Below are 21,326 nucleotides of genomic sequence, written 5' to 3'. Positions count from 1 at the left end.
TAAAAAAGCCTGAGTGGTTACCCACTCAGGCTTTTTCTATTCGCTGCTAGTCAGCTACTACTTAGACCTTGCTGCGCTCATAGCGCTTACGGTCGTTTTCGTTGAGCATTTTCTTACGCAGACGAATCGACTTCGGCGTTACTTCGACCAGCTCGTCGTCATCGATGAATTCCAGCGCTTGTTCCAGAGTGAACTTGAGTGCCGGAACCAGCTGAATGGTTTCGTCCTTGCCGGAAGCGCGCATGTTGTCGAGCTTCTTGGCCTTGGTGGGGTTGATCACCAGGTCGTTGTCGCGGCTGTGGATGCCGGCCAGCTGGCCTTCGTAGACTTCGTCGCCCGGGGCGAGGAACAGCTTACCGCGGTCCTGCAGGGTTTCCAGCGAGTAGGTCAGGGCGGTGCCGCCGGCCATGGAAACCAGCACGCCGTTCTGCCGGTGCGCCACTTCACCGGCCTTGATCGGGCCGTAGTGGCTGAAGGTGCTGGTCAGAATACCGGTGCCGGAAGTCATGGTCAGGAAGGCGTTACGGAAGCCGATCAAGCCACGCGCCGGAATGGTGTATTCCAGACGAATACGGCCTTTGCCATCGGGGATCATGTTGGTCAGATCGCCCTTACGCAGACCCATTTGCTCCATGATCGGGCCTTGGTGCTGCTCTTCGATGTCGATGGTGACGTTTTCGTAGGGCTCTTGCTTCTCGCCGTCTTCGTTCTCGATGATCACCACTTCCGGGCGGCCTACGGCCAGCTCGAAGCCTTCGCGGCGCATGTTTTCGATCAGTACCGACAGGTGCAGTTCGCCACGGCCAGAAACCTTGAACTTCTCTGGGCTGTCGCCTTGCACAACGCGCAGGGCCACGTTGTGCAGCAGTTCTTTGTCCAGACGCTCTTTGATGTTGCGGCTGGTGACGAACTTGCCTTCTTTACCGGCGAACGGCGAGTCGTTGACCTGGAAGGTCATGCTCACGGTGGGCTGGTCAACGGTCAGCGGCGGCAGGGCTTCGACGTTCTGAGGATCGCACAGGGTGTCGGAGATGAACAGCTCGTCGAAACCGCTCACGCAGACGATGTCACCGGCTTGCGCGGTTTGTACTTCGACGCGCTGCAGGCCGTGGTGGCCCATGATCTTGAGGATACGGCCGTTACGCTTTTTGCCGTCGGCGCCGATGGCGGTCACCGGAGTGTTGGCGTTGATCTTGCCGCGCGCGATACGGCCGATGCCGATCACACCCAAGAAGCTGTTGTAGTCCAGCTGGGAGATTTGCATCTGGAACGGGCCGTCCAGATCCACGCTCGGAGTCGGTACATGGTCGATGATGGCCTGGAAGATCGGGTCCATGTTGTCGGTCATGTTTTCCGGATCATCACCGGCGATGCCGTTCAGGGCGCTGGCGTAAACGATCGGGAAGTCCAGCTGCTCGTCGGTGGCGCCTAAGTTGTCGAACAGGTCGAAGATCTGGTCGATAACCCAGTCAGGGCGCGCGCCGGGGCGGTCGATTTTGTTCACTACCACGATCGGACGCAGGCCGGCCTTAAAGGCTTTCTGGGTCACGAAGCGGGTTTGCGGCATCGGGCCGTCTTGCGCGTCCACCAGCAGCAGTACGGAGTCCACCATGCTCATCACACGCTCAACCTCGCCGCCGAAGTCAGCGTGGCCGGGGGTGTCGACGATGTTGATGTTGTAGCCGTTCCACTGGATGGCGGTGTTCTTGGCCAGAATGGTAATGCCGCGCTCGCGTTCTTGGTCGTTAGAGTCCATCACGCGCTCGCCTTCGGCTTCTTTACGATCCAAAGTGCCGGAGAGCTTGAGCAGCTTATCAACCAGGGTGGTTTTACCGTGGTCAACGTGGGCGATGATGGCGATGTTTCTGAGTTTCTCGATCACAGTCGTGTCCTACTTAGAGCGGCGGTTTTCGCCGCCTTAGTCAATGGGGTCAAAGTTACGGCCTGAAGACGACCGTGTTATCGGGAGGATGGCGACGCCGCCGACCGTGTCGGCTAATGCGGCAAAGTTTCATGCACGGGGCCCCGTCGCTGGCTGCGGACGATACACGCGCACGTTGGTAAAGCCTTCGCTGACCAAATGCTGGGCGTGCAAGCGGCTCATCACGCCGCGATCGCAATACAGCAGGTACTGGCGATTGGCATCCAAGTTCTTGAACTGGCTGTTGATAGCGTAGAAGGGCAGGGCGCGCTGCTCCACGTCGGGCAGGGTCAGCGGTGTGTCTTCGACGTCATCGGGGTGGCGAATATCCAGCAGCACTTGGCCGGGGAGGATTTGCTCGACGATTTCCACTTCGGCGCTTTCGCCCAGTTCGTCGATCACGCGGGCCATTGAGGTAATCGTGGTTTGCGCCACGGCTTGCTCGAGCACAGCCATGTCGAACTTTTCTTCTTCGCGGGCAATGCGGCGTGGGCAGGCGCGGGTGGTCGGGTTGACCGAAATCACCCCGCAGTACTCGGGCATGTTGCGCGCGAAGTCGCCGGTGCCGATGGCGTCGGCGGTGTCGATAATGTCTTGCTTGTGGCTGACGATCAGCGGGCGCAGCACCAGCTTGTCGGTGGCGCGGTCGATGATGCCGAGGTTCGGCAGCGTCTGGCTGGACACTTGGCCGATGGCTTCGCCGGTGACCAGTGTGGCGATTTCCAACTCGTCAGCAATCTGTGTGGCGGCGCGCAGCATCATGCGCTTTAAGATCACGCCCATCTGGCTGTTGTCCACTTGGCTTAAAATTTCGCCGACCACGCCTTCAAACGGCACAGTGACGAACAGCAGCTTGTGGCCACGGGCGTACTTCTGCCACAGGTAGTGGGCGACTTCTTTAACGCCCAACTCGTGCGCGCGGCCACCTAAGTTGAAGAACACAAAGTGGGTGGTCAGGCCGCGCCGCAGCATTTGATAGGCAGCGACGGTGGAGTCAAAGCCGCCGGACATCAGCGTCAGCACTTGCTCCATGCTGCCCAGCGGGTAGCCGCCGATGCCGTAGTGCATGGCGCGGACGATAAACACCTGCTGATGACGAATCTCGATGCGAATCAGCAGGTCAGGGTTCTTGAGATCCACCCCGGCTGCGCCGCAGTTTTGATTCAAGCCGCCGCCGACATAACGCTCGACGTCTTGTGAACTGAATTCGTGCTTGCCAGCGCGCTTACAGCGAATGGCGAGGGTCTTGCCGGTGAGCTGTGCACCAAAATGTTCCCGACACTGCTGATAAATGGTGTCGATATCGGTGAGTGGGTATTCCCACACCTCAAGAAAGTTGGCCACGCCGGGAATGCACTTTAAGCGCTCGACCAGTTGCTCGCGGCTGCGCTCGTCGCTGACTTGGGTGTCGACTTGCAGGTTGTCCCATTCACCGGTGACGGTGACCTCAGGATCAATCAGGCGCAAGTCATTACGGATGTTGCGGCGCAACTGGCGAATAAAGTTTTTGCGCACCGGGCGGCTTTTGATGGTGATCTCAGCAAAGACCTTAACGACCAGTTTCATGGGCAACACAGGGGTAAGAAAAAAGGGCGCGAATTATAGGCGCTTATCGGTTAAAAATCAGCCAAATCCTGTTTTTGCTCTTTGTGCGCCCTATTTTGGTGCGCGCTGAATTTTTAGTGAATCATTTCGGTGCGCTATTGACCGGCATGGGTGGCGGCTTTTAGCTTAGGCACGCACTTTTATGGGGGCTCTAGTGGTTTTTGGGGTCTGGCACACAAATTGCCTTTACCGGTGCAAGGTTTTCGCACGGCGAGTAACCGCTAGACACTGGGCTGCTGACTAGAAGCCCGGACGACACATCTTCTGGAGGACACCATGTCGAAGAAGTCGCTTCAACTGATCAAAGACAACGATGTGAAGTGGGTAGACCTGCGCTTCACTGACACCAAAGGTAAGCAGCAGCACGTGACCATGCCGGCGCGTGACTTCAGCGAAGAAACCTTCGAAGAAGGCAAGATGTTCGACGGTTCCTCCATCGCTGGTTGGAAAGGCATCGAAGCTTCCGACATGATCTTGATGCCGGACGACAACACTGCCGTGTTGGATCCGTTCACCGAAGAGCCGACGCTGATCATCGTTTGTAGCATCATCGAGCCGTCCACCATGCAGCCCTACGAGCGCGATCCGCGCAGCGTAGCTCGCGCCGCTGAGGAATACCTGAAGTCGACCGGTATTGGTGATACCGCGTTCTTCGGTCCGGAGCCTGAGTTCTTCATCTTCGACGAAGTGAAGTTCAAGTCCGACATCTCTGGCTCCATGTTCAAGATCTTCTCTGAGCAGGCTTCCTGGAACACCGACGCTGACATCGAGACTGGCAACAAAGGCCACCGTCCGGGCGTTAAAGGTGGTTACTTCCCGGTTCCGCCGGTTGACCACGACCACGAAATCCGTACTGCCATGTGCAACGCACTGGAAGAAATGGGTCAGGTTGTAGAAGTTCACCACCACGAAGTGGCCACTGCTGGTCAGAACGAAATCGGTGTGAAGTTCAACACTCTGGTGGCTAAGGCTGACGAAGTTCAGAACCTCAAGTACTGCGTACACAACGTGGCTGACGCTTACGGCAAAACCGTAACCTTCATGCCGAAGCCGCTGTACGGCGACAACGGTTCTGGCATGCACGTGCACATGTCCATCTCCAAAGACGGTAAGAACACCTTCTCTGGCGACGGCTATGCTGGCCTGTCTGACACTGCCCTGTACTTCATCGGCGGTATCATCAAGCACGGTAAGGCTCTGAACGGCTTCACCAACCCATCCACCAACTCGTACAAGCGTTTGGTGCCGGGCTTCGAAGCTCCGGTCATGCTGGCTTACTCGGCTCGTAACCGTTCTGCTTCTATCCGTATTCCGTACGTTGCGAGCCCGAAAGCCCGCCGTATCGAAGCACGTTTCCCGGATCCGTCTGCTAACCCCTACCTGGCCTTCGCTGCTCTGCTGATGGCCGGTCTGGACGGTATCCAGAACAAGATCCACCCGGGCGATGCAGCCGACAAGAACCTGTACGACCTGCCGCCGGAAGAAGCTGCGAACATCCCGCAGGTTTGCGGCAGCCTGAAGGAAGCCCTGGAATCGCTGTCTGCTGACCGTGAGTTTCTGACCAAGGGTGGCGTGTTCACCGATGAGTTCATCGATGCCTACATCGCCCTGAAGAGCGAAGAAGAAATCAAAGTACGTACCTTCGTACACCCGCTGGAATACGATCTGTACTACAGCGTTTAATTCCTCTTCGGAATTCGCAGCAAGGCCGCCTTCGGGCGGCTTTGTTGTTTCTGAATGTTAAGAGCGCCACGCAGCCAGCGCGCGCCGCTTGCCAGCGCGGCTGGGCGGTGTAAGGTTGAGGCATTGCTCAAGGAGGCTGCTATGCGCCGATTTCCATTGATTGTGTTACTGGTTATGCCGCTGTTGGCCAGTGCGCAGATTTACCGTTATACCGACGCCAACGGCAATGTCGTGCTCACCGATAAGCCGCCACAAGACGCGCAAGCCGAGCAAGTGGATGTGCGCACGCCCAATGCGGTGAAGGTAGAGCCAAGCAGCTTGCCGCCCACGGCTAAGCCAGAAGTGGCTAAGGCGCCGAACTATAAAGTGTTGAAGATCACCAGCCCTGATGGCGCTGAGGCGATTCGCGCCAATAACGGCGACTTCCAAGTGGTGGTGCGTAGCGTGCCAGCGTTGGCAGCGGGGCACGTTTTGCAAGCGCTGGTGGATGGCAGTGCGGTGGGCGAGCCGGGCGTGAGCCCTTTGTCACTGACCAATATCGAGCGCGGCACACACCAATTGCAGGTGGTGGTGTTGGCCGGCGAAAAAGAGATTCAACGCAGCAATAGCGTGACCATTACCGTGCAGCGCGTGGCACTGGGTACACCAAAGCCGACGTTGCCACTGCCTAAGGCGACGCCTTGATGCGCAGCGCGGTTATTATCGGGTTGTTTCTTTTGTGCACCTCTTTGGTGCGCGCTGATGTGTATACCTGGATCGATGCCGAAGGTAATCGGGTCTTTAGCGATGGCGCGCACCCGCCGCACGCCACGCGGGTGCAGATCACCCCGCGTACCACTCAAATGTCGCAGCCAGCGCCCGCGCCACTGGCGCCTAAGCCAGAGCCGCTGGAAAGCCAAACACCGCGCTACAAGGTGCTGCGGATTTTATTCCCCGAGCCCGATAGTCATGTGCAGGACAACAACGCTGGCAACCTGATTGTCACCGCCAGCAGTGAGCCGAAGTTGTATTCCGGGCATTTGTACCGTTTGCAGTTAGATGGCGCTGTGTATGGCGATGCGTCCGTGAGCCCGGTGTTTAACGTGGAGAACCTCACGCGCGGTACGCATCAGCTGGCCGTTGAGATTGTCGATGCGCGGGGGCGCATCATCGAGCGCACGCCCACCCAGCCCGTGCATGTGCAACGCATGACGTTGGATCAGAAGCGCCGCACTAAGCCGTGTCAGAAAGGCGATTGGGGTGTGCGTTTAGAGTGCCCGCTAAAAGACAAGCCCAAAGAAGAGAGGCCCTCGTTGCTGCCCTCTTGGCTGCCATCGCTTTTGCCCTCTATTGGCAGCGACCCCGAGCCTGCCCCTTATAGTGCGGACTACGCACCAAAGTAGTGCGCTTTCTTGCGGCGCATTACACTTTCCCCATGGTAAAACCGTTGATCCGCTAGGGCAGTCAGCCTGCTCTAGTGGCGGGCCTTGCTGTTTCGGCGCTTTCCTTGGCTGTGGTGCGCTTTTTGCAAATCCCTAGCTGAATAGGTTTTGCCCAAGGTCGGACAGCCGCAATGGGTAAAAACGAGCAGGTTGCAAAGAACCTGTCTTGTTCTGACTGTCGCTTTCGGGGCGATGGGTGCACAGCAAGGGGGCAGCATGGGCGATAGCCTGGTACCGCACAAACTACTGCTGGATAACTTAACCACGGCGATCATTTTGCTCGATCAGCAGTTGTGTCTGGAGTACATGAATCCGGCAGCAGAGATGCTTTTGGCGGTCAGTGGGCAGCGCAGCCATGGTCAGTTAGTCAGCGAGCTGTTCACCGAAACCGCCGAAAGCCTTGAGGCCTTGCGTCTGGCAGTGAGCGAAGCGCACCCGTTTACCAAGCGCGAGGCGCAGCTGATCACCACCGGCGGTCAACCGCTGACGGTGGACTACGCCGTCACGCCGCTGCCGTCGAAAAAGCAAAACCACCTGCTGATTGAAATCCAGCCGCGCGACCGCCTGCTGCGCATCACCAAAGAAGAAGCGCAGTTGTCCAAGCAAGAAACCACCAAGCTGTTGGTGCGTGGCTTAGCGCACGAAATTAAAAACCCCTTGGGTGGCATTCGCGGCGCCGCGCAGCTGCTCTCCCGTGAGCTACCCAGCGAAGATTTAAAGGATTACACCAACGTCATCATCGAAGAGGCCGACCGCCTGCGTAACTTGGTTGACCGCATGCTCGGCTCGAACAAATTGCCTGAGCTGCGCCCAACCAATATTCACGAAGTGCTGGAGCGCGTGTGCAGCCTAGTGAAGGCGGAAACCGATGACGTGATCACCTTAGTGCGCGACTACGACCCGAGCATCCCGGAGCTGATCGCCGATCGTGAGCAGCTGATTCAAGCGGTGCTGAATATCGTCCGTAACGCCATGCAGGCCATCGAAGGGCAGAGCGATCTGCGCTTGGGGCGCATCACCTTGTGCACTCGCGCGCTGCGCCAATTCACCATCGCCCATGTGCGCCATCGCTTGGTGGTCAAGGTGGATATCACCGACAACGGCCCGGGTATTCCCAGCGAGCTGCAAGACACCATTTTTTATCCCATGGTCAGCGGCCGTGCCGAAGGCACCGGTCTGGGGCTGGCCATTGCGCAAAACATCATTAGCCAGCATGGCGGTTTGATCGAGTGTGACAGTCACCCTGGGCACACCACCTTCAGCCTGTACTTGCCGCTGGAACAAGGAGCGACTTCGTAATGAGAGAGACCGTCTGGATAGTCGATGACGATCGTTCAATCCGCTGGGTGCTGGAAAAAGCCCTGCAGCAAGAAGGCCTAGAAACCGTCTGCTTTGATAACGCCGACAGCGTGATCTCGCGCTTGGCGCGGCAGAGCCCGGACGTGATCATCTCCGACATTCGCATGCCCGGTACCAGTGGCTTGGATTTGCTCAAGGTGATTCGCGAGCAGCAACCGCGCCTGCCGGTGATCGTGATGACCGCGCATTCGGACTTAGAAAGCGCCGTGGCTTCTTACCAAGGTGGTGCGTTTGAGTACCTGCCCAAGCCGTTCGATGTCGACGAGGCCGTCTCGCTGGTCAAGCGCGCAGGCCTGCATGCCCGCGAGCAGCAAGGTTTGCGTGAGCCAGAACCGGCGCTCAGCACGCCGGAAATCATCGGCGAAGCGCCGGCCATGCAGGAGGTCTTCCGCGCCATTGGTCGCCTGTCGCACTCCAACATCACGGTATTGATTAACGGTGAGTCCGGCACCGGTAAAGAGCTGGTCGCGCATGCGTTGCATCGCCACAGCCCGCGTGCGGCGAACCCGTTTATTGCCCTGAACATGGCAGCGATTCCCAAAGACTTGATGGAGTCCGAGCTGTTCGGCCACGAAAAGGGCGCCTTCACCGGCGCGGCCAACCAGCGTCGTGGGCGCTTCGAGCAAGCCGATGGCGGCACGCTGTTTTTAGATGAAATCGGCGACATGCCGGCCGACACGCAAACCCGTTTGCTGCGTGTGCTGGCCGATGGCGAGTTTTACCGCGTCGGTGGTCACACCCCGGTGCGGGTCGATGTGCGCATCATCGCCGCCACCCACCAGAATCTGGAAAACTTGGTGAAAGAGGGCAAGTTCCGTGAGGACTTGTTCCACCGCCTGAATGTGATCCGCATTCATATCCCGCGCTTGGCCGATCGCCGCGAAGACATTCCCGCCTTGGCGCAGCACTTCTTGGCCCGTGCCGCGCAAGAGCTGACCGTCGACCCTAAGGTGCTCAAGCCGGAAACCGCCGATTACCTGCAGAGCCTGCCTTGGCCGGGTAACGTGCGCCAGCTGGAAAATACCTGCCGCTGGATCACTGTGATGGCCTCCGGCCGCGAAGTGCTGGTCGACGACCTGCCGCCTGAGCTGCTCAATCAAACCGGCGAAGCCATGCCGGTGAATAACTGGGAAGACGCGCTGCGCCTGTGGGCCGACCAAGCGCTGACCCGTGGGCAGAACAACCTGCTCGATAGCGCAGTACCGGCCTTCGAGAAGATCATGATCGAGACGGCGCTCAAGCACACCGCCGGCCGGCGCCGCGATGCTGCCGTGCTGCTCGGTTGGGGGCGCAATACCCTGACGCGCAAGATCAAAGAGCTGGGCATGGATGACAGCGGCGAGGATGACGACGGCGACGATTGATTGAGTCTTTGAGTGGCTGCACAACTCAATGGCGGCGTTGTGCGGTGCTCACAAGCTCGCCTACCAGGCGGTATGTCTCGCTTGCTGTGCTCCGTACGCCTTGCCTTTGAGCTGTTCGCTGACTCAAAGGCGAATGTTTGAATATTAAAAAACGCCAAGGCCGGAACTATTCCGGCCTTGGCGTTTTTGCTGGCTGCGCTTTACTGCGGGTTCAGCACTAAGGTGCCTTGGGTATGCGCGGCAATATCGTCTTCGGCGAGGCGCTGCGGGCGGTACTGGCCTTGGATATACGCCTCGGCTTGGTCGTCGTAGTGCGGGTCGAACAGGACGCCGCTTTGCCCAACCGGGTTAATACCGAGGGACTTTTCCGGCTCGGCAAAGTCGATCAGGCGGCGGGTCGAGGGGCCGTAGTTAACGGTCCACGGTGCTGGGCTTAGGCGGTTGGCCAAGTTGTTCGGCGTTTCGTGACCACCGGGGGCGGCGAACGGGCCGACGTTAAAGAGCTTGCCCAGCAGGCCGCCTTGGCTACCCAGCGGATGCAGGTGGGTCAGCGTATGGCTGGCGCCCCAAGCGCCGTTGTCCTCTAGCGCGGCAAAGTCGTGCAGGGTTTGCTGCCAAGCGCTGGCGAGAATATCGCTGCGGCTTTCGCGCGCTTCGCTGTTGCGGTTATCCCACCACGGTGCTTGAGCGTCGCCAAGCAAGCGCGGTAGCGCGCTGTCGAAGCTGCGTACTAGCAGCAGGCTGTCGAACAAGTCGTCGCCCAGTTCGTCGTGCATCGCCGCCTTGGCCACGTTGTAGCTCCACACGCTGAACAAGCTGGCTGCGCGGCTGTCCAGTTGGTAGTCGCCATCCCAGCGTTTCAGCAGCGTCACGAGTGCTTGTTGCGCGTCGTCCTCGCCGGCAATGTGGCGCAAGTCAGGCAGCACTTTGGCGAGGCTGCGTGGGCCATAGGCGGTACCGCCATCCAGTTGCAGGGCTTGGCTGTTTTGCGTGTTCCATTGCACGCCGGGGGTGCTTAAACGGTGGTCTAGGCGTTGCGCGCGGTCGGGCAGGTTGTAGTAACCGGGAATCTCAATGCCGCTGGCCGGCTTGGGCTGGTGGTTGGCAGAGAGGATATAACCGCGCGGCGGGTTTTCTTCCTGCGGGTTAGCGCTAAAGGGATGGAAGGCGGTGGGGATGGTGTCATCCAAACTGCCATCAAGAATAAACGTCGGGTTGCCCGGTGCGCTGCGGATCGGCAGCTTAGCCGCCGCCCACCAGCCAATATCGCCCTTGGCGTTGGCGTACATGATGTTCAGCCCCGGCGCTTCGATGTTCTCTACCGCGGCGCGGGCTTTGTCTAAGTTGTCGGCGCGGCCGAGGGCGTAGAAGCCGTCGAGAATCGGATTCTTCTCGGTAAGAATCGGCCACCACAGGCTGACCGGCGTGACAGGCGCCGTTTTGCCCAAGGCGTCATTGATGATCGGGCCGTTAGGGCTCGTGCGCAGGGTGAGCTGCACGGGCTCGGCGTCTTTGACCTTGATCTCGACTGTTTCGCTCTTTAGCTCGACCCACTGGCCACGGCTCCAGGCTTGGTTGGGGTTGTCGGGGTTTAGCTTTTCGGCGAACAGGTCCATGTCGTCGTTCTGGAACATGGTCACGCCCCAGCCAAATTCGCGGTTGTGGCCCAGTAGCGGCACCGGCATCAGTGCTTGGAAGTGGCCGTACAGCTCATGCTCGGGGCTTTGCAAATGCGCCTCGTACCACACCGACGGCACGGCAAAGCGAATGTGCGGGTCACTGGCCAGCAGCGGTTTGCCGCTTTGCGTGCGGCTACCCGCCACGGCCCAGGCGTTGCTGCCCTCAAATTGTGGCAGGCCAAAGTCGCTAACTGCTTGGCTGCTCAGCCGCGCCAAGGCGCCCAAGCTTTGCCAGTCGGCTTGCGCCAGCGGGCGCTCGATAACGCCGTCGGGCTGCCAAGCCAGATCGAACATGGCGAGGTAGTCCGCACCCAGTTCGTCTTTGATAAAGCTCAAGGTGGGCTCGGCGCGCAGCGCATTGGCAAAGCTAAAGGCTAAATAGCCGGCGCTGGCGAAGGTGTCTTCCACGCTGAATTCGCGTTTGGGAATACCCAGCAGGTCGAACTCCAGCGGCGTGGCGCACTGCGCCAAGCACTGGTTAACGCCGTCCAGATAGGCGGTTAGCGCTTGGCCTGCGGGGCTTTCCGCGTCGAACTCAGCGGCGCGCTGGCGGGCTTGTTGGTCTAGGCGCAGGGTGCGGAACAGGGTGTCGGTGGGGACCAGTTTTTCGCCGAGGATTTCCGCCAGCTCGCCGCGCGCCAAGCGGCGCAGCATTTCCATCTGGAACAGCCGATCTTGCGCATGCACAAAGCCCAGTGCGCGATACAGGTCGGCTTCGTTAGCGGCTTGGATATGCGGCACGCCCACCTCGTCATAGCGCACGCTGACCGGCGCTTGCAGGTTGGCAAGGCTCAGGCTGCCATCGCGGGTCGGGGTTTTGCTGTTCAAGTAACCCCAGCCAGCGGCGCAGGCCACGGCCACGCTTAAGGCAGAGATAGCGAATATCCGGCGCATAGCAATCCTCGTTGTGTTTGTTATTAGCTGTCGATTGTGGCGAGGGCATGGCGCTGCGGCATTGACCTTTTTTGTGCTGGTCAATATTTTCAGGTCAATCTTGCTGTGGATGAGTCATGCAACCAACCGCCTCGTTAACCCCGTTAACCCATTCGATTACCTTGCGGCGCTTTTTGTTTGAGGCGCTGGAGCGGCTCGGCTTTGACCCCGCGCAGGTGTATCGCCAAGCCTTTCAGGGCGCCGATTGGGTGCAAGGCTTTAGCGAGGGGCGCGAAGCCCATGAGCTAGCGCCGCGCTTTTGGCAGGCCATCGAGCCGTTAACCGGCGACAGTGATATTGGCCTGCATCTGGCCGAGGCCATGCGCCCGCGCTTTTTGGATGTCGCCAGTTACTTGTTATTGAGCGCGCCCAACCTGCGCCAAGGCTTGCAGGCGCTGCTGAAGTTTCAGGCCTTGCTGTCTGGCGGCTTGCTGGCGCAGCTGGAAGAACATGACGGCAGCGCTTGGCTGATCATCGACCTCAACTATCGCGGCTTTGCTCACCTGCGCCAGCAGAGCGAATGTTTGAGCCTGCTGCTGTTTAAATTGCTGCATTGGCTCACCGACGAGCAGCTAACCCTGCAGGCGGTGCATTGGCGTCACCCAGCGCCGCGCACGCACAGCGAGCACCAGCGCTTATTGGCCGCGCCGCTGCATTTCAGCGCGCAGCACGATGCCTTGGTGTTTAGCGCAACATGGTTGGATAAGCCTTCGCGGCATGCCTGTGCCGAGGTGTTTCAGGCGTTATCGCGCGAGGCGCAGCAGCAGCTCGATAGCCTGCAAGAAGACCGCTGGCTGGCGCGCTTGCGCTACCAGTTGGCGCGCCAGTTAGACAGCGGCGCTGCGCTGCCCACGCAAGCGCAATGTGCGCAGGCCTTGGGTTTACGCACCGCGCAGTTGCAGCAGATGCTCAAGGCGCAAGGCATGGGCTTTCGCGGTGTGCTGGATAGCGTGCGGCAGGCGTGCGTGAGCGAGCTGATCAATACCGAGCTGCCGCTTAAAGAAGTGGCGCGGCGCTTGGGCTACGCCGAACTGTCGCCGTTTTACCGCGCCTTTCGGCGCTGGTTTGGGCAAACGCCGCAGGCCTATCGGCGCACGCGGCGTGGCTCGCCGCCGGGTTAATCCAGCGGGATTTGCCGCAGTGCGTCGTAGCGGCTTAAGGCATCCATCTGGCCTTCCACCAGCAAGAAGCGCAGGGCGATGCGTGGGCTGATCTCGCGGGCCAGCTGCTGAATGAAATGCTCTTTGAGCACGCTGCGCTGCGCCTCACGCTTGAGCACGTCATCGAGAATATTGGCCGCGTCAACTTGGGTGAGGCTCTGCTGGTTATGCAGCACGGCGTAGTCCACTAGGGTGCCTAAGCCTTCGTGGGCGAGGGCGCTGATTTGTTCGCGATAGCTCTGGTACAGCGGCCAAAAAGCCTGCGCTTCGCTGTCGCTGAGGCCAAGATTGGCTGCCACCGCTTGTTTGCGGCTGGCTTCGACACTGACCAAGTTGGCGGCCAGTTCTGCTTTGATGCTGTCCACCGGCGCAGCCAGTGCCGGCAGGCTCAGCAGGCTGCTGAGCAGTAGGGTGATGAAAGTGCGGCGCATGGTCATTTCCTTTGGGTGGATGAGTTCGTTACCAGCGGCAAAAACAGCCAACCGCTAAGGCGTTGCTGATGCTCACGCTTTTGCCGGCCAGTAGGCGGTCGACCACTGGCTCGATAAAGCTGTTGGCGGCGTTGCACACCATACCTTCGCTGTAGGGGCCGAAGTAGGCAAGGCGCCCTTGGCTATCCCAAATGCCCACGGCGGGGCTGACCGGTGGGGCAAACTGAGCGGTGCTTTCGAGTGCCGCTAAGTCATCCAGCGGCGGCGGTAATTGGCCTTGGCTGCCGGGTTGGCGCACTTGGTAAAACTGCACGTTTTGCCCTTGGTATTTCACCCGTAACTCGGCCAAGTGCGCTTGGTTAGCCACGTTGCACGGGCAACCCGGCTGCCAGAAATGCACCACGCGCACCGCGCCGGGGCTGCTTAGCGCTTTGGGCGCGTGCAGTTGCAGCTGCGCTAGGTTGACGCTGGTGTCGCTAAAGGGGCGAATAAACTGCTGCTGAAACCATAAAAAAGCCGTCAGCATGGCCAGCAGCCACACCGCAATCGCGGCTACAGTTAACCAGTGGCGGGCGGATAAGCGCGTGATAAAGCGCATAGCAAAGGCAACTCAGGCAATCAGTGAGCGGCTATTATCCGCAGCAACCCAGCGTTAAGCGAATGATCTGGAGCAACACCATGCACAGCAGTGCCTTGCAGCAGTTGGCTACCGAGCTCCAACCCCTTGGCGGTAACGTGCCCGAGTTAGCCGCGCAGTATTGGCAGTATTACCGCTTGCCGGCGCCGCAGGCGGGCGCCTTGCAGGTGTTGTTGGGGCGTGCTGAGGTTGGCCCCTATCAGGTGGCGATGCAGGCCTGGCTGCCGCAAGGCCGGCCGGCGCAAGGCAGTTTGCTGCTACTGCATGGCTACTATGACCACATGGGCTTATACGGCCATTTGCAGCGCTGGGCGCTGGGGCATGATTTGGCCGTGCTGGCCTGTGATTTACCCGGCCACGGCCTCTCAAGCGGCGCGCGCGCCAGCATTCAAGATTTCCACTTTTATCAACTGACTTTGCAGCAACTGCTGGCTCAGGCAGAACTGCTCGACTTGCCCAAGCCTTGGCATGTGATGGGGCAAAGTACCGGCGCCGGTATCGTGCTGGACTTCTTATTACATCGCGAAGCGCCCAGTGCACTGGGCAAAATTATGCTGCTGGCGCCCTTAGTGCGCCCGGTGGCGTGGAATATGTCGCGCTTGAGCTATCACTTGCTGCGCCCATTTGTGGACAGCATTCCGCGCCGCTATGCCAACAACAGTGGCGATACGGCGTTTCTGGATTTCGTCCGTGTTGGCGATCCGCTGCAACCACAAATCTTGCCGGTGGACTGGGTGGGCGCATTGGCGCGTTGGATTCCCAGAATGGAAGCGGCGCCGAACAGCACGCACCCCTTGATCATAGTGCAGGGCGATCAGGACATGACCGTCGATTGGCGGCATAACCTTAAGGTGCTGGGGCAGAAGTTCCACCAACCGACGGTGCTTACCGTGCCGGGTGCAGGCCATCATTTGGCGAATGAAACCGAGGCCTTACGTCAGCTGTATCTGGCCTTTCTTAGCGAGCAGCTACAGCGCTAAGGGCTGGATTAAGGCAGGGTTTGCCCGACCGCAAGGCCTGCCTTCAGCGAGCTTAGCGCGGCGGCATAGTACTGACGGCCAGCCGGTGACTCGGCGAACTCGGCAAAGGCGGCCAGCTCGGCGTCTTCTAGCTCGCGATAGACATACAGCAAGGTGTTGTGCAGATCGCCCGCCATCTGCCGTTGCAGCGCTGCGCGTTGGGTTTGCACTAAGTTTTGCGTTTGCGCGGGGTCAAACAAGCCCGGCAGCATTTGGCTCAGGCTGTCGGCAGCCAAACTGCCTAGCGCCAAGGCAACTTCGGCTCCGGCTTCGCGCACCGGCAATACGCCGCCTAAGCGCTCCACCAGCGCTTGCCGCGCGGGGCTGGCGGGCATCGCCGGCATGCCCGTCTGGGCTCGTTTTAGCTCGCTTGGGCTGGAGGCATGAATCTCCTGCGCGACCACGCGCTGGCCCACCGGGCCACTAAAGAACTGCAGCGCCTCGGTTGGGCTACTCAGCTGTTGGCGCAGCTGGTTAAGCATGCGCTGGCGGATTTGTACGCTGCCCAAGCGCCGCTCGGCATTGTGTTGCAGGCTGTCGTACACCGCTTGCGGCAAGTGGCTGCGATAGCCTTCGCGGGTGGCCTTGAGCGCTTGCTGGAAATGCACTTCTTGCTGTGGCCAGCCGGCGGCTTGGTAAAGCGCTTCATAGCTATCGGCCCAGGTGGGGGCGCACAGTAAGGTCAACGTCAGGGCAAGCAGGGCACGCATCGGGCAATCGCAAGGGCAAGAAAAAAGGGCCCCTATTGTTGGTGCTTAGCGCGCAGATGTCGAGTTGCCCCGCTTAGCGGCGTAAACTCAGCGGGCCTTTTTCGGAGCGCTGTTATGCCTTTACCCACGCCTGTTTGGCAGGCCTCGCTCGATCATCTGGTCGAGCAGTTAGTTGAACCCGGTTGGTGCGTGTTGCCGGGGTTTATTCCCGCCCAGATCGCCCGTGAGTTGGCCGATCAAGCGCGTCTCTGGCAGCAGGCCGATTTGCTCACCCCGGCGGCCGTTGGCCGTGCTGGCGGCGCAGAAGTGCGTGAAGCGATTCGCAGCGATATCACCTTGTGGCTTGAACCGGGCATGAGCGCTGCGACGGATCGCTACTTGGCGCTCACCGAACAACTGCGCGAGGCACTCAATGGCGCGCTGTTTTTAGGGCTGGAAGCACTGGAGTGCCACTTTGCGGTGTTCCCCGAGGGCGCTTACTACAAGAAGCATCTCGACCGTTTCCGCGATGACGATCGCCGCACCATCAGCGTGGTCTTGTACCTCAACGAGCATTGGCAGGCCGAGGATGGCGGCACGCTGCGTTTGTACCTGCCCGATGGCAGCACGCAAGACGTGTTGCCCGAGTTGGGCACGCTGGTGTGTTTTCGTTCGGCCTTGCTACCGCATGAGGTGATGCCAGCAGCCCGTGAACGCCTGTCGCTAACCGGTTGGTTTTTACGTCGCGGCGAGATGCCATGGTAAGCCAGCTAAAGCCACGTTTGTTGGTCTCGGCCTGTTTGTTGGGGCAGCGGGTGCGCTATGACGGCCGCTTGCTCCCGGCCTATCCGCAGCTGCTGGCGTGGCAGGCGCAAGGCCTGTTAGTGGTGCTGTGCCCAGAAGTGGCCGGTGGCCTGCCGGTGCCACGCTTACCGGCGGAAGTGCCCGGCGGGCAAGGCGAGCTGATCTGGCGCGGCGCTGCTGGTCTGTGCGATAGCCAAGGCCATGACGTGTCGCAGGCGTTTCGCCATGGTGCGGCGCAAGCCGTGCAGTTAGCCCAGCAGCACGATCTGCGTTGGGCGTTACTAAAAGCCCGCAGCCCGTCGTGCGGCAATCAGCACACCTATGACGGCAGTTTTACTGGCACCTTGGTTTCTGGCGAGGGTGTCACAGCCGCCGCGCTACGACTGGCCGGGGTGACGGTTTTTTGCGAGGATCAACTGGCCGACGTTGAGCGGCTAATGCTGGATGTTTAAGGAGAACGGACGCATGGCAGAAAACCCCTATCAAGCCCCACAAGCTAACTTGGTGGATCGTAGTGCGCCTAATGCGCAGGAAGTCGTTTTTGCCGGTTTTTGGGTGCGCGTGTTAGCCACCCTGATCGACGGTGTTTTGTTGCTGGCGATTATGGTGCCCATCATGATGGTATTCGTCGACTTTGACGCGCTGGAGGCCGGCGAGTCGGCGGGCTTTGGCTGGGATATCTTGAGCAACCTGGCGATGGCCGCTGTGTATGTGCTGTTCTGGCATTACAAACAAGCCACCCCAGGCAAGATGGCGCTGCGTCTGCGCATTGTCGATGCCGATAGTTTGCAGCCTGTGTCGGTCGGTCGTTTAGCGTTGCGCTATGTGGGTTATTTTCCGGCGTACATGCTGTTTGCCATTGGCGTGATCTGGACGGCGTTCGACGGTCGCAAACAAGGCTGGCACGACAAGATGGCCAATACGGTGGTGGTGCGCGACTTATAACCGCGCGCATTACCAAAGCGGCTAACACAAGGCTCGGCAGCGCAATAGCGCTGTCGGGCCTTGGTCTTTCTCGGGGGGAGAAATCAGTGGCCGCGGATGCGAATTTCCCCGCGAATATCGGTGATATCGCGAATCTCCACGCTGCCTAAGCTGTTGTTGCCCACATACAGATCACCGGCCACGCGCACGCGAATCCGTTGCGCAGGAAGGCCATTGGCAATCATCTGTTGGTTGATGGTGGTGAGATCGGGCAGGGTCAGCTGAATCGCCGAGTCGCCGCCGCTGGTCTGCACCACATCCACTTTCAGTGTGGGCAGCTCAACGCCAAAGAACGGCAGTGATAAACCCAACTTAGCGGCGCCAAAGGCAATCCCGCCGCCTTGGCCGTTGGGGCAGTCGGCAACGGTCAAGCAACCGTTATCAATCTTTACATTGCGCAGGCTGACGGTGCCGCCGTTGGCGTCGGTGTCGCGGTATTCAATACGGCCGATTTGCGCCTGCACATCGATGCGCAGGCTGATGCCGGCTTGACCGGTGGTGTTGGCCAGCTCTTGATCGGTCATTGGGGTGAGGGCGTAGCTGGCGCTGCTGGCGCACAGCAGCAGGGCTGTAAGAGCACTTCTGTTGAACATGGCTTGGTCCCATGAATGTTGTTGTTATGGGCAGCGACCACTCAACACTGCGTGCTCTATTGTGCTGGCTGATTGACGGCAGGCAAGCCGCCAGCAGGCACTTGCCAATTAACCGGCGAAAGGTTGGGGCGCTGGCTAGCTGTTGGTTCTCGTCAGGGGGCTTAGGCGTAAAGCAGGCAATAAAAAAGGAGGCCGAAGCCTCCTTTTGGTGCGCTAGTGTTAGCGCGGTGTTACCGATCAGAACAGTACGCGGGTACGGATGGTGCCGTTCACGGTGGACAGTTTGTCCAGCGCCAGCTCCGAGTACTCGGCGTCGACGTCGATCACCACGTAGCCGATCTTCTCGTTGGTCTGCAGGTACTGACCGGAGATGTTGACGTTGTTGTCCGACAGCACCTTGTTGATCTCGCTGAGCACGCCCGGCACGTTCTGGTGCACGTGCAGCAGACGGTGTACACCGGGGTGCGAGGGCAGGGCCACTTCCGGGAAGTTCACCGCCGAGGTGGTAGTGCCGTTGTCGCTGTACTTGACCAGCTTCTCAGCCACTTCCAGACCAATGTTGGCCTGCGCTTCAGCGGTGGAGCCACCGATGTGCGGGGTGAGGATCACGCGATCCAGACCACGCAGCGGGCTTTCGAACTCTTCGTCGTTAGACTTAGGCTCAACCGGGAACACGTCGATGGCCGCGCCGATCAGGTGCTCGTCTTTAATCGCAGCCGCCAGATGCTCCAGCTCAACCACAGTGCCGCGTGCGGCGTTGATCAGAATGCCGCCTTTCTTGATCGCGCGAATTTCTTTCTCGCCGATCATCCACTGGGTGGACGGCAGTTGCGGCACATGTAGCGACACGATGTCGCACATGCCCAGCAGGTCGTGCAGATTGCCAATTTGCGTGGCGTTGCCCAGCGGCAGCTTAGTCACCACGTCATAGAAGAACACTTGCATGCCCAAGGCTTCGGCCAGTACCGACAGCTGCGTGCCGATCGAGCCGTAGCCGACGATGCCAAGTTTCTTGCCGCGAATTTCGAACGAGTTAGCCGCGCTCTTGATCCAACCACCACGGTGGCAAGAGGCATTCTTCTCGGGGATACCGCGCAGCAGCAGAATCGCTTGCGCCAGTACCAGCTCGGCGACCGAGCGGGTGTTGGAGTACGGGGCGTTGAATACCGCAATACCACGCTCGCGGGCGGCATTGAGGTCCACTTGGTTGGTGCCGATGCAGAAACAGCCAACCGCGACCAGCTTCTTGGCGCAATCAAACACATCAGCGGTCAGCTGTGTGCGCGAGCGAATGCCGATGAAGTGCGCATCAGCGATCTTCTCTTTCAGCTCTTCGTCGGACAGGGCACCCTTGAGGTACTCGATGTTGTCGTAACCTGCAGCTTTCAAGGTGTCGACGGCATTCTGGTGAACGCCCTCAAGCAACAGAAACTTGATCTTGCTCTTGTCGAGGGAAGTCTTGCTCATGGGTGAAACCTGATCCCGGTGGTGAATGAGAGGCAAAAGGCGCGGGATGCGCTAACCCGAGTGCAGTTGGCAGAGGCTGCTATCGGGGCGACGTATGCTAGCATAAGCGCCCATTTTGTGACCCTAACCCGAGTTGAATTCTACTCAGGGTGCCGATGAACGTAGCGAGACTGTGTCCATGAGCCAAGCCGTCCTGATTGACCAACTGCGTAGCCTGCTGGATGACGGCAAGCTGTTGACCGACGCCGATTCCCTGCAAACCTATGGCAAGGACTGGACCAAACACTTTGCCCCAGCGCCGCTGGCGATTGCTCTCCCCAAGAGCATCGAGCAAGTGCAAGCCATCGTGCGTTGGGCGAATGAGCATAAAGTCGCGCTGGTGCCGTCCGGTGGCCGCACGGGGTTATCTGCTGCTGCGGTGGCGGCCAATGGCGAAGTGGTCGTGGCGTTCGACTACATGAACCAAATCCTCAGCTTCAATGAGTACGACCGTACGGTAGTCTGCCAGCCGGGCGTGATCACCGAGCAGCTGCAAAACTTCGCCGAAGAACAAGGCCTCTACTACCCCGTGGACTTCGCTAGCGCTGGCTCCAGCCAGATTGGCGGCAACATCGGCACCAATGCCGGCGGTATTAAGGTGATTCGCTACGGCATGACCCGCAACTGGGTGGCCGGCATGAAAGTAGTCACCGGCACCGGCGAGCTGCTCGAGCTAAACCGCGACCTGATTAAAAACGCCACCGGTTACGATTTGCGTCAGCTATTTATTGGCGGCGAAGGCACCTTAGGTTTTGTGGTAGAAGCCACCATGCGCCTCGACCGTGCGCCGAAAAACCTCACCGCCATGGTGCTCGGTGCGCCGGATATGGACGCCGTGATGCCGGTGCTGCATGCCTTCCAAAGCAAGCTCGACCTAACCGCGTTTGAGTTCTTCTCCGACAAAGCGTTGGCGAAGATTCTCGCCCGTGGCGACGTGCCGGCGCCGTTCGAAACCGACTGCCCCTTCTATGCGCTGCTGGAATTTGAAGCCACCAGCGAGGAAGTCGCCAACCAAGCGCTGGAAACCTTCGAATACTGCGTGGAACAAGGCTGGGTGCTGGATGGCGTGATGAGTCAGAGCGAGCAGCAGCTGCAAAACCTGTGGAAGCTGCGTGAGTACATCTCGGAAACCATCAGCCACTGGACGCCGTATAAGAACGACATCTCGGTGACGGTTTCCAAAGTGCCGGCTTTCTTGGCGGATATCGATCAGATCGTCGCGAGCAACTACCCCGACTTCGAAGTGATCTGGTTCGGCCATATTGGCGACGGCAACCTGCACCTGAACATCTTAAAACCGGAAAACCTCAGCAAAGATGAGTTCTTCGCCAAGTGCGCTACGGTCAACCAGTGGGTGTTCGAAACGGTCGACAAGTACAACGGCTCGATCAGCGCCGAGCACGGCGTGGGTATGACCAAGCGTGATTACCTGCACTACAGCCGCAGCGCCGCAGAGATCGCCATCATGCGCTCTATCAAAGCGGTGTTTGACCCGAACGGCATCATGAACCCCGGCAAAATCTTCCCGCAGGCCTAAG

Annotated in this window: 19 protein-coding genes; 11 read left to right on the top strand and 8 right to left on the bottom strand. The window is 59.5% G+C overall.

The genetic code is table 11. The features are described 5' to 3' along the window. Positions 1-61: 61 nt before the first annotated feature. A complete protein-coding gene (gene typA, locus BMX80_RS03710; protein ID WP_074865253.1) occupies positions 62-1,882 on the bottom strand; it encodes a translational GTPase TypA in 1,821 nt (606 codons plus the stop codon). A gap of 129 nt (positions 1,883-2,011) precedes the next feature. Beyond that, positions 2,012-3,487, bottom strand: coding sequence for a tRNA uracil 4-sulfurtransferase ThiI (gene thiI, locus BMX80_RS03705; protein WP_074865251.1), 1,476 nt, complete (start codon positions 3,485-3,487; stop codon positions 2,012-2,014). A gap of 315 nt (positions 3,488-3,802) precedes the next feature. On the opposite strand from thiI, the gene glnA reads away from it, so the two are divergent. From glnA to ntrC, 5 genes are all read left to right on the top strand, one after another. After that, complete coding sequence (gene glnA / locus BMX80_RS03700; protein ID WP_071870927.1) at positions 3,803-5,209, top strand: glutamate--ammonia ligase; 1,407 nt, start codon at positions 3,803-3,805, stop codon at positions 5,207-5,209. 141 nt (positions 5,210-5,350) lie between these two features. Beyond that, complete coding sequence (locus tag BMX80_RS03695; RefSeq protein ID WP_074865248.1) at positions 5,351-5,893, top strand: DUF4124 domain-containing protein; 543 nt, start codon at positions 5,351-5,353, stop codon at positions 5,891-5,893. Next, positions 5,893-6,591 carry a DUF4124 domain-containing protein gene (locus tag BMX80_RS03690; RefSeq protein WP_074865246.1) on the top strand — a complete coding sequence of 233 codons (699 nt, stop codon included), beginning with the start codon at positions 5,893-5,895 and terminating at the stop codon, positions 6,589-6,591. The genes BMX80_RS03695 and BMX80_RS03690 overlap by 1 nt, the downstream gene beginning before the upstream one ends. Before the next feature lie 255 nt (positions 6,592-6,846). Further along, complete coding sequence (gene glnL, locus BMX80_RS03685; RefSeq protein WP_175474872.1) at positions 6,847-7,929, top strand: nitrogen regulation protein NR(II); 1,083 nt, start codon at positions 6,847-6,849, stop codon at positions 7,927-7,929. After that, positions 7,929-9,353: a nitrogen regulation protein NR(I) gene (ntrC, locus tag BMX80_RS03680; protein ID WP_071870923.1), complete on the top strand. Its 1,425-nt coding sequence runs from the start codon at positions 7,929-7,931 to the stop codon at positions 9,351-9,353. Before glnL ends, ntrC begins: the two co-directional genes overlap by 1 nt. A gap of 200 nt (positions 9,354-9,553) precedes the next feature. Here the strand turns inward: ntrC and BMX80_RS03675 are convergent, their stop codons facing one another. Beyond that, positions 9,554-11,926: a penicillin acylase family protein gene (locus BMX80_RS03675; RefSeq protein WP_074865243.1), complete on the bottom strand. Its 2,373-nt coding sequence runs from the start codon at positions 11,924-11,926 to the stop codon at positions 9,554-9,556. 116 nt (positions 11,927-12,042) lie between these two features. Here BMX80_RS03675 and BMX80_RS03670 point away from each other — a divergent pair, with 116 nt between their 5' ends. Then, on the top strand, positions 12,043-13,086 hold the full coding sequence (locus BMX80_RS03670; RefSeq protein WP_074865242.1) for an AraC family transcriptional regulator: 1,044 nt from the start codon (positions 12,043-12,045) through the stop codon (positions 13,084-13,086). On the opposite strand, the gene BMX80_RS03665 is transcribed toward BMX80_RS03670, so the two are convergent. Then, complete coding sequence (locus BMX80_RS03665) at positions 13,083-13,556, bottom strand: hypothetical protein (RefSeq protein ID WP_074865239.1); 474 nt, start codon at positions 13,554-13,556, stop codon at positions 13,083-13,085. The genes BMX80_RS03670 and BMX80_RS03665 overlap by 4 nt on opposite strands. Before the next feature lie 28 nt (positions 13,557-13,584). Then, complete coding sequence (locus BMX80_RS03660; protein ID WP_074865237.1) at positions 13,585-14,154, bottom strand: DUF6436 domain-containing protein; 570 nt, start codon at positions 14,152-14,154, stop codon at positions 13,585-13,587. 80 nt (positions 14,155-14,234) lie between these two features. Between BMX80_RS03660 and BMX80_RS03655 the strand changes: the two genes are divergently transcribed. Next, a complete protein-coding gene (locus BMX80_RS03655) occupies positions 14,235-15,173 on the top strand; it encodes an alpha/beta hydrolase (RefSeq protein WP_083394230.1) in 939 nt (312 codons plus the stop codon). Positions 15,174-15,181: 8 nt separating this feature from the next. Here the strand turns inward: BMX80_RS03655 and BMX80_RS03650 are convergent, their stop codons facing one another. Continuing rightward, positions 15,182-15,922, bottom strand: a complete 741-nt coding sequence (locus BMX80_RS03650) for a hypothetical protein (protein WP_074865235.1) — start codon at positions 15,920-15,922, stop codon at positions 15,182-15,184. 114 nt (positions 15,923-16,036) lie between these two features. Here BMX80_RS03650 and BMX80_RS03645 point away from each other — a divergent pair, with 114 nt between their 5' ends. From BMX80_RS03645 to BMX80_RS03635, 3 genes are read left to right on the top strand one after another with little or no spacing between them, the layout of a single operon-like run. After that, on the top strand, positions 16,037-16,666 hold the full coding sequence (locus BMX80_RS03645; RefSeq protein ID WP_071870917.1) for a 2OG-Fe(II) oxygenase: 630 nt from the start codon (positions 16,037-16,039) through the stop codon (positions 16,664-16,666). Beyond that, positions 16,660-17,157, top strand: a complete 498-nt coding sequence (locus BMX80_RS03640) for a 2-thiouracil desulfurase family protein (protein WP_074865233.1) — start codon at positions 16,660-16,662, stop codon at positions 17,155-17,157. Before BMX80_RS03645 ends, BMX80_RS03640 begins: the two co-directional genes overlap by 7 nt. Before the next feature lie 13 nt (positions 17,158-17,170). Beyond that, positions 17,171-17,650, top strand: coding sequence for an RDD family protein (locus tag BMX80_RS03635; RefSeq protein ID WP_074865230.1), 480 nt, complete (start codon positions 17,171-17,173; stop codon positions 17,648-17,650). Between the two features lie 83 nt (positions 17,651-17,733). On the opposite strand, the gene BMX80_RS03630 is transcribed toward BMX80_RS03635, so the two are convergent. Together BMX80_RS03630 and serA are read right to left on the bottom strand one after the other, a co-directional pair. Then, positions 17,734-18,282, bottom strand: a complete 549-nt coding sequence (locus BMX80_RS03630) for a DUF6160 family protein (RefSeq protein WP_071870914.1) — start codon at positions 18,280-18,282, stop codon at positions 17,734-17,736. A gap of 237 nt (positions 18,283-18,519) precedes the next feature. After that, on the bottom strand, positions 18,520-19,749 hold the full coding sequence (gene serA, locus BMX80_RS03625) for a phosphoglycerate dehydrogenase (protein WP_071870913.1): 1,230 nt from the start codon (positions 19,747-19,749) through the stop codon (positions 18,520-18,522). 178 nt (positions 19,750-19,927) lie between these two features. Between serA and BMX80_RS03620 the strand changes: the two genes are divergently transcribed. Further along, positions 19,928-21,325, top strand: a complete 1,398-nt coding sequence (locus BMX80_RS03620) for an FAD-binding oxidoreductase (RefSeq protein ID WP_074865228.1) — start codon at positions 19,928-19,930, stop codon at positions 21,323-21,325. Position 21,326: the final 1 nt, after the last annotated feature.

Source organism: Atopomonas hussainii (genome assembly GCF_900109735.1).
Lineage (GTDB): Bacteria > Pseudomonadota > Gammaproteobacteria > Pseudomonadales > Pseudomonadaceae > Atopomonas > Atopomonas hussainii.
The sequence above is the reverse complement of the archived record's forward strand: the minus strand, read 5'-3'. Positions and strand labels throughout refer to the sequence as shown.

Excerpts from the sequence above, each read along its gene's own strand:
- BMX80_RS03675 (WP_074865243.1), bottom strand. The coding sequence starts at position 11,926 with ATGCGCCGGATATTCGCTATCTCTGCCTTAAGCGTGGCCGTGGCCTGC.
- BMX80_RS03620 (WP_074865228.1), top strand. The coding sequence starts at position 19,928 with ATGAGCCAAGCCGTCCTGATTGACCAACTGCGTAGCCTGCTGGATGAC.
- BMX80_RS03665 (WP_074865239.1), bottom strand. The coding sequence starts at position 13,556 with ATGCGCCGCACTTTCATCACCCTACTGCTCAGCAGCCTGCTGAGCCTG.
- BMX80_RS03630 (WP_071870914.1), bottom strand. The coding sequence starts at position 18,282 with ATGTTCAACAGAAGTGCTCTTACAGCCCTGCTGCTGTGCGCCAGCAGC.
- BMX80_RS03695 (WP_074865248.1), top strand. The coding sequence starts at position 5,351 with ATGCGCCGATTTCCATTGATTGTGTTACTGGTTATGCCGCTGTTGGCC.
- BMX80_RS03655 (WP_083394230.1), top strand. The coding sequence starts at position 14,235 with ATGCACAGCAGTGCCTTGCAGCAGTTGGCTACCGAGCTCCAACCCCTT.
- glnA (WP_071870927.1), top strand. The coding sequence starts at position 3,803 with ATGTCGAAGAAGTCGCTTCAACTGATCAAAGACAACGATGTGAAGTGG.
- ntrC (WP_071870923.1), top strand. The coding sequence starts at position 7,929 with ATGAGAGAGACCGTCTGGATAGTCGATGACGATCGTTCAATCCGCTGG.
- BMX80_RS03690 (WP_074865246.1), top strand. The coding sequence starts at position 5,893 with ATGCGCAGCGCGGTTATTATCGGGTTGTTTCTTTTGTGCACCTCTTTG.
- BMX80_RS03635 (WP_074865230.1), top strand. The coding sequence starts at position 17,171 with ATGGCAGAAAACCCCTATCAAGCCCCACAAGCTAACTTGGTGGATCGT.
- thiI (WP_074865251.1), bottom strand. The coding sequence starts at position 3,487 with ATGAAACTGGTCGTTAAGGTCTTTGCTGAGATCACCATCAAAAGCCGC.
- BMX80_RS03640 (WP_074865233.1), top strand. The coding sequence starts at position 16,660 with ATGGTAAGCCAGCTAAAGCCACGTTTGTTGGTCTCGGCCTGTTTGTTG.
- glnL (WP_175474872.1), top strand. The coding sequence starts at position 6,847 with ATGGGCGATAGCCTGGTACCGCACAAACTACTGCTGGATAACTTAACC.
- serA (WP_071870913.1), bottom strand. The coding sequence starts at position 19,749 with ATGAGCAAGACTTCCCTCGACAAGAGCAAGATCAAGTTTCTGTTGCTT.
- BMX80_RS03650 (WP_074865235.1), bottom strand. The coding sequence starts at position 15,922 with ATGCGTGCCCTGCTTGCCCTGACGTTGACCTTACTGTGCGCCCCCACC.
- BMX80_RS03670 (WP_074865242.1), top strand. The coding sequence starts at position 12,043 with ATGCAACCAACCGCCTCGTTAACCCCGTTAACCCATTCGATTACCTTG.
- BMX80_RS03645 (WP_071870917.1), top strand. The coding sequence starts at position 16,037 with ATGCCTTTACCCACGCCTGTTTGGCAGGCCTCGCTCGATCATCTGGTC.
- BMX80_RS03660 (WP_074865237.1), bottom strand. The coding sequence starts at position 14,154 with ATGCGCTTTATCACGCGCTTATCCGCCCGCCACTGGTTAACTGTAGCC.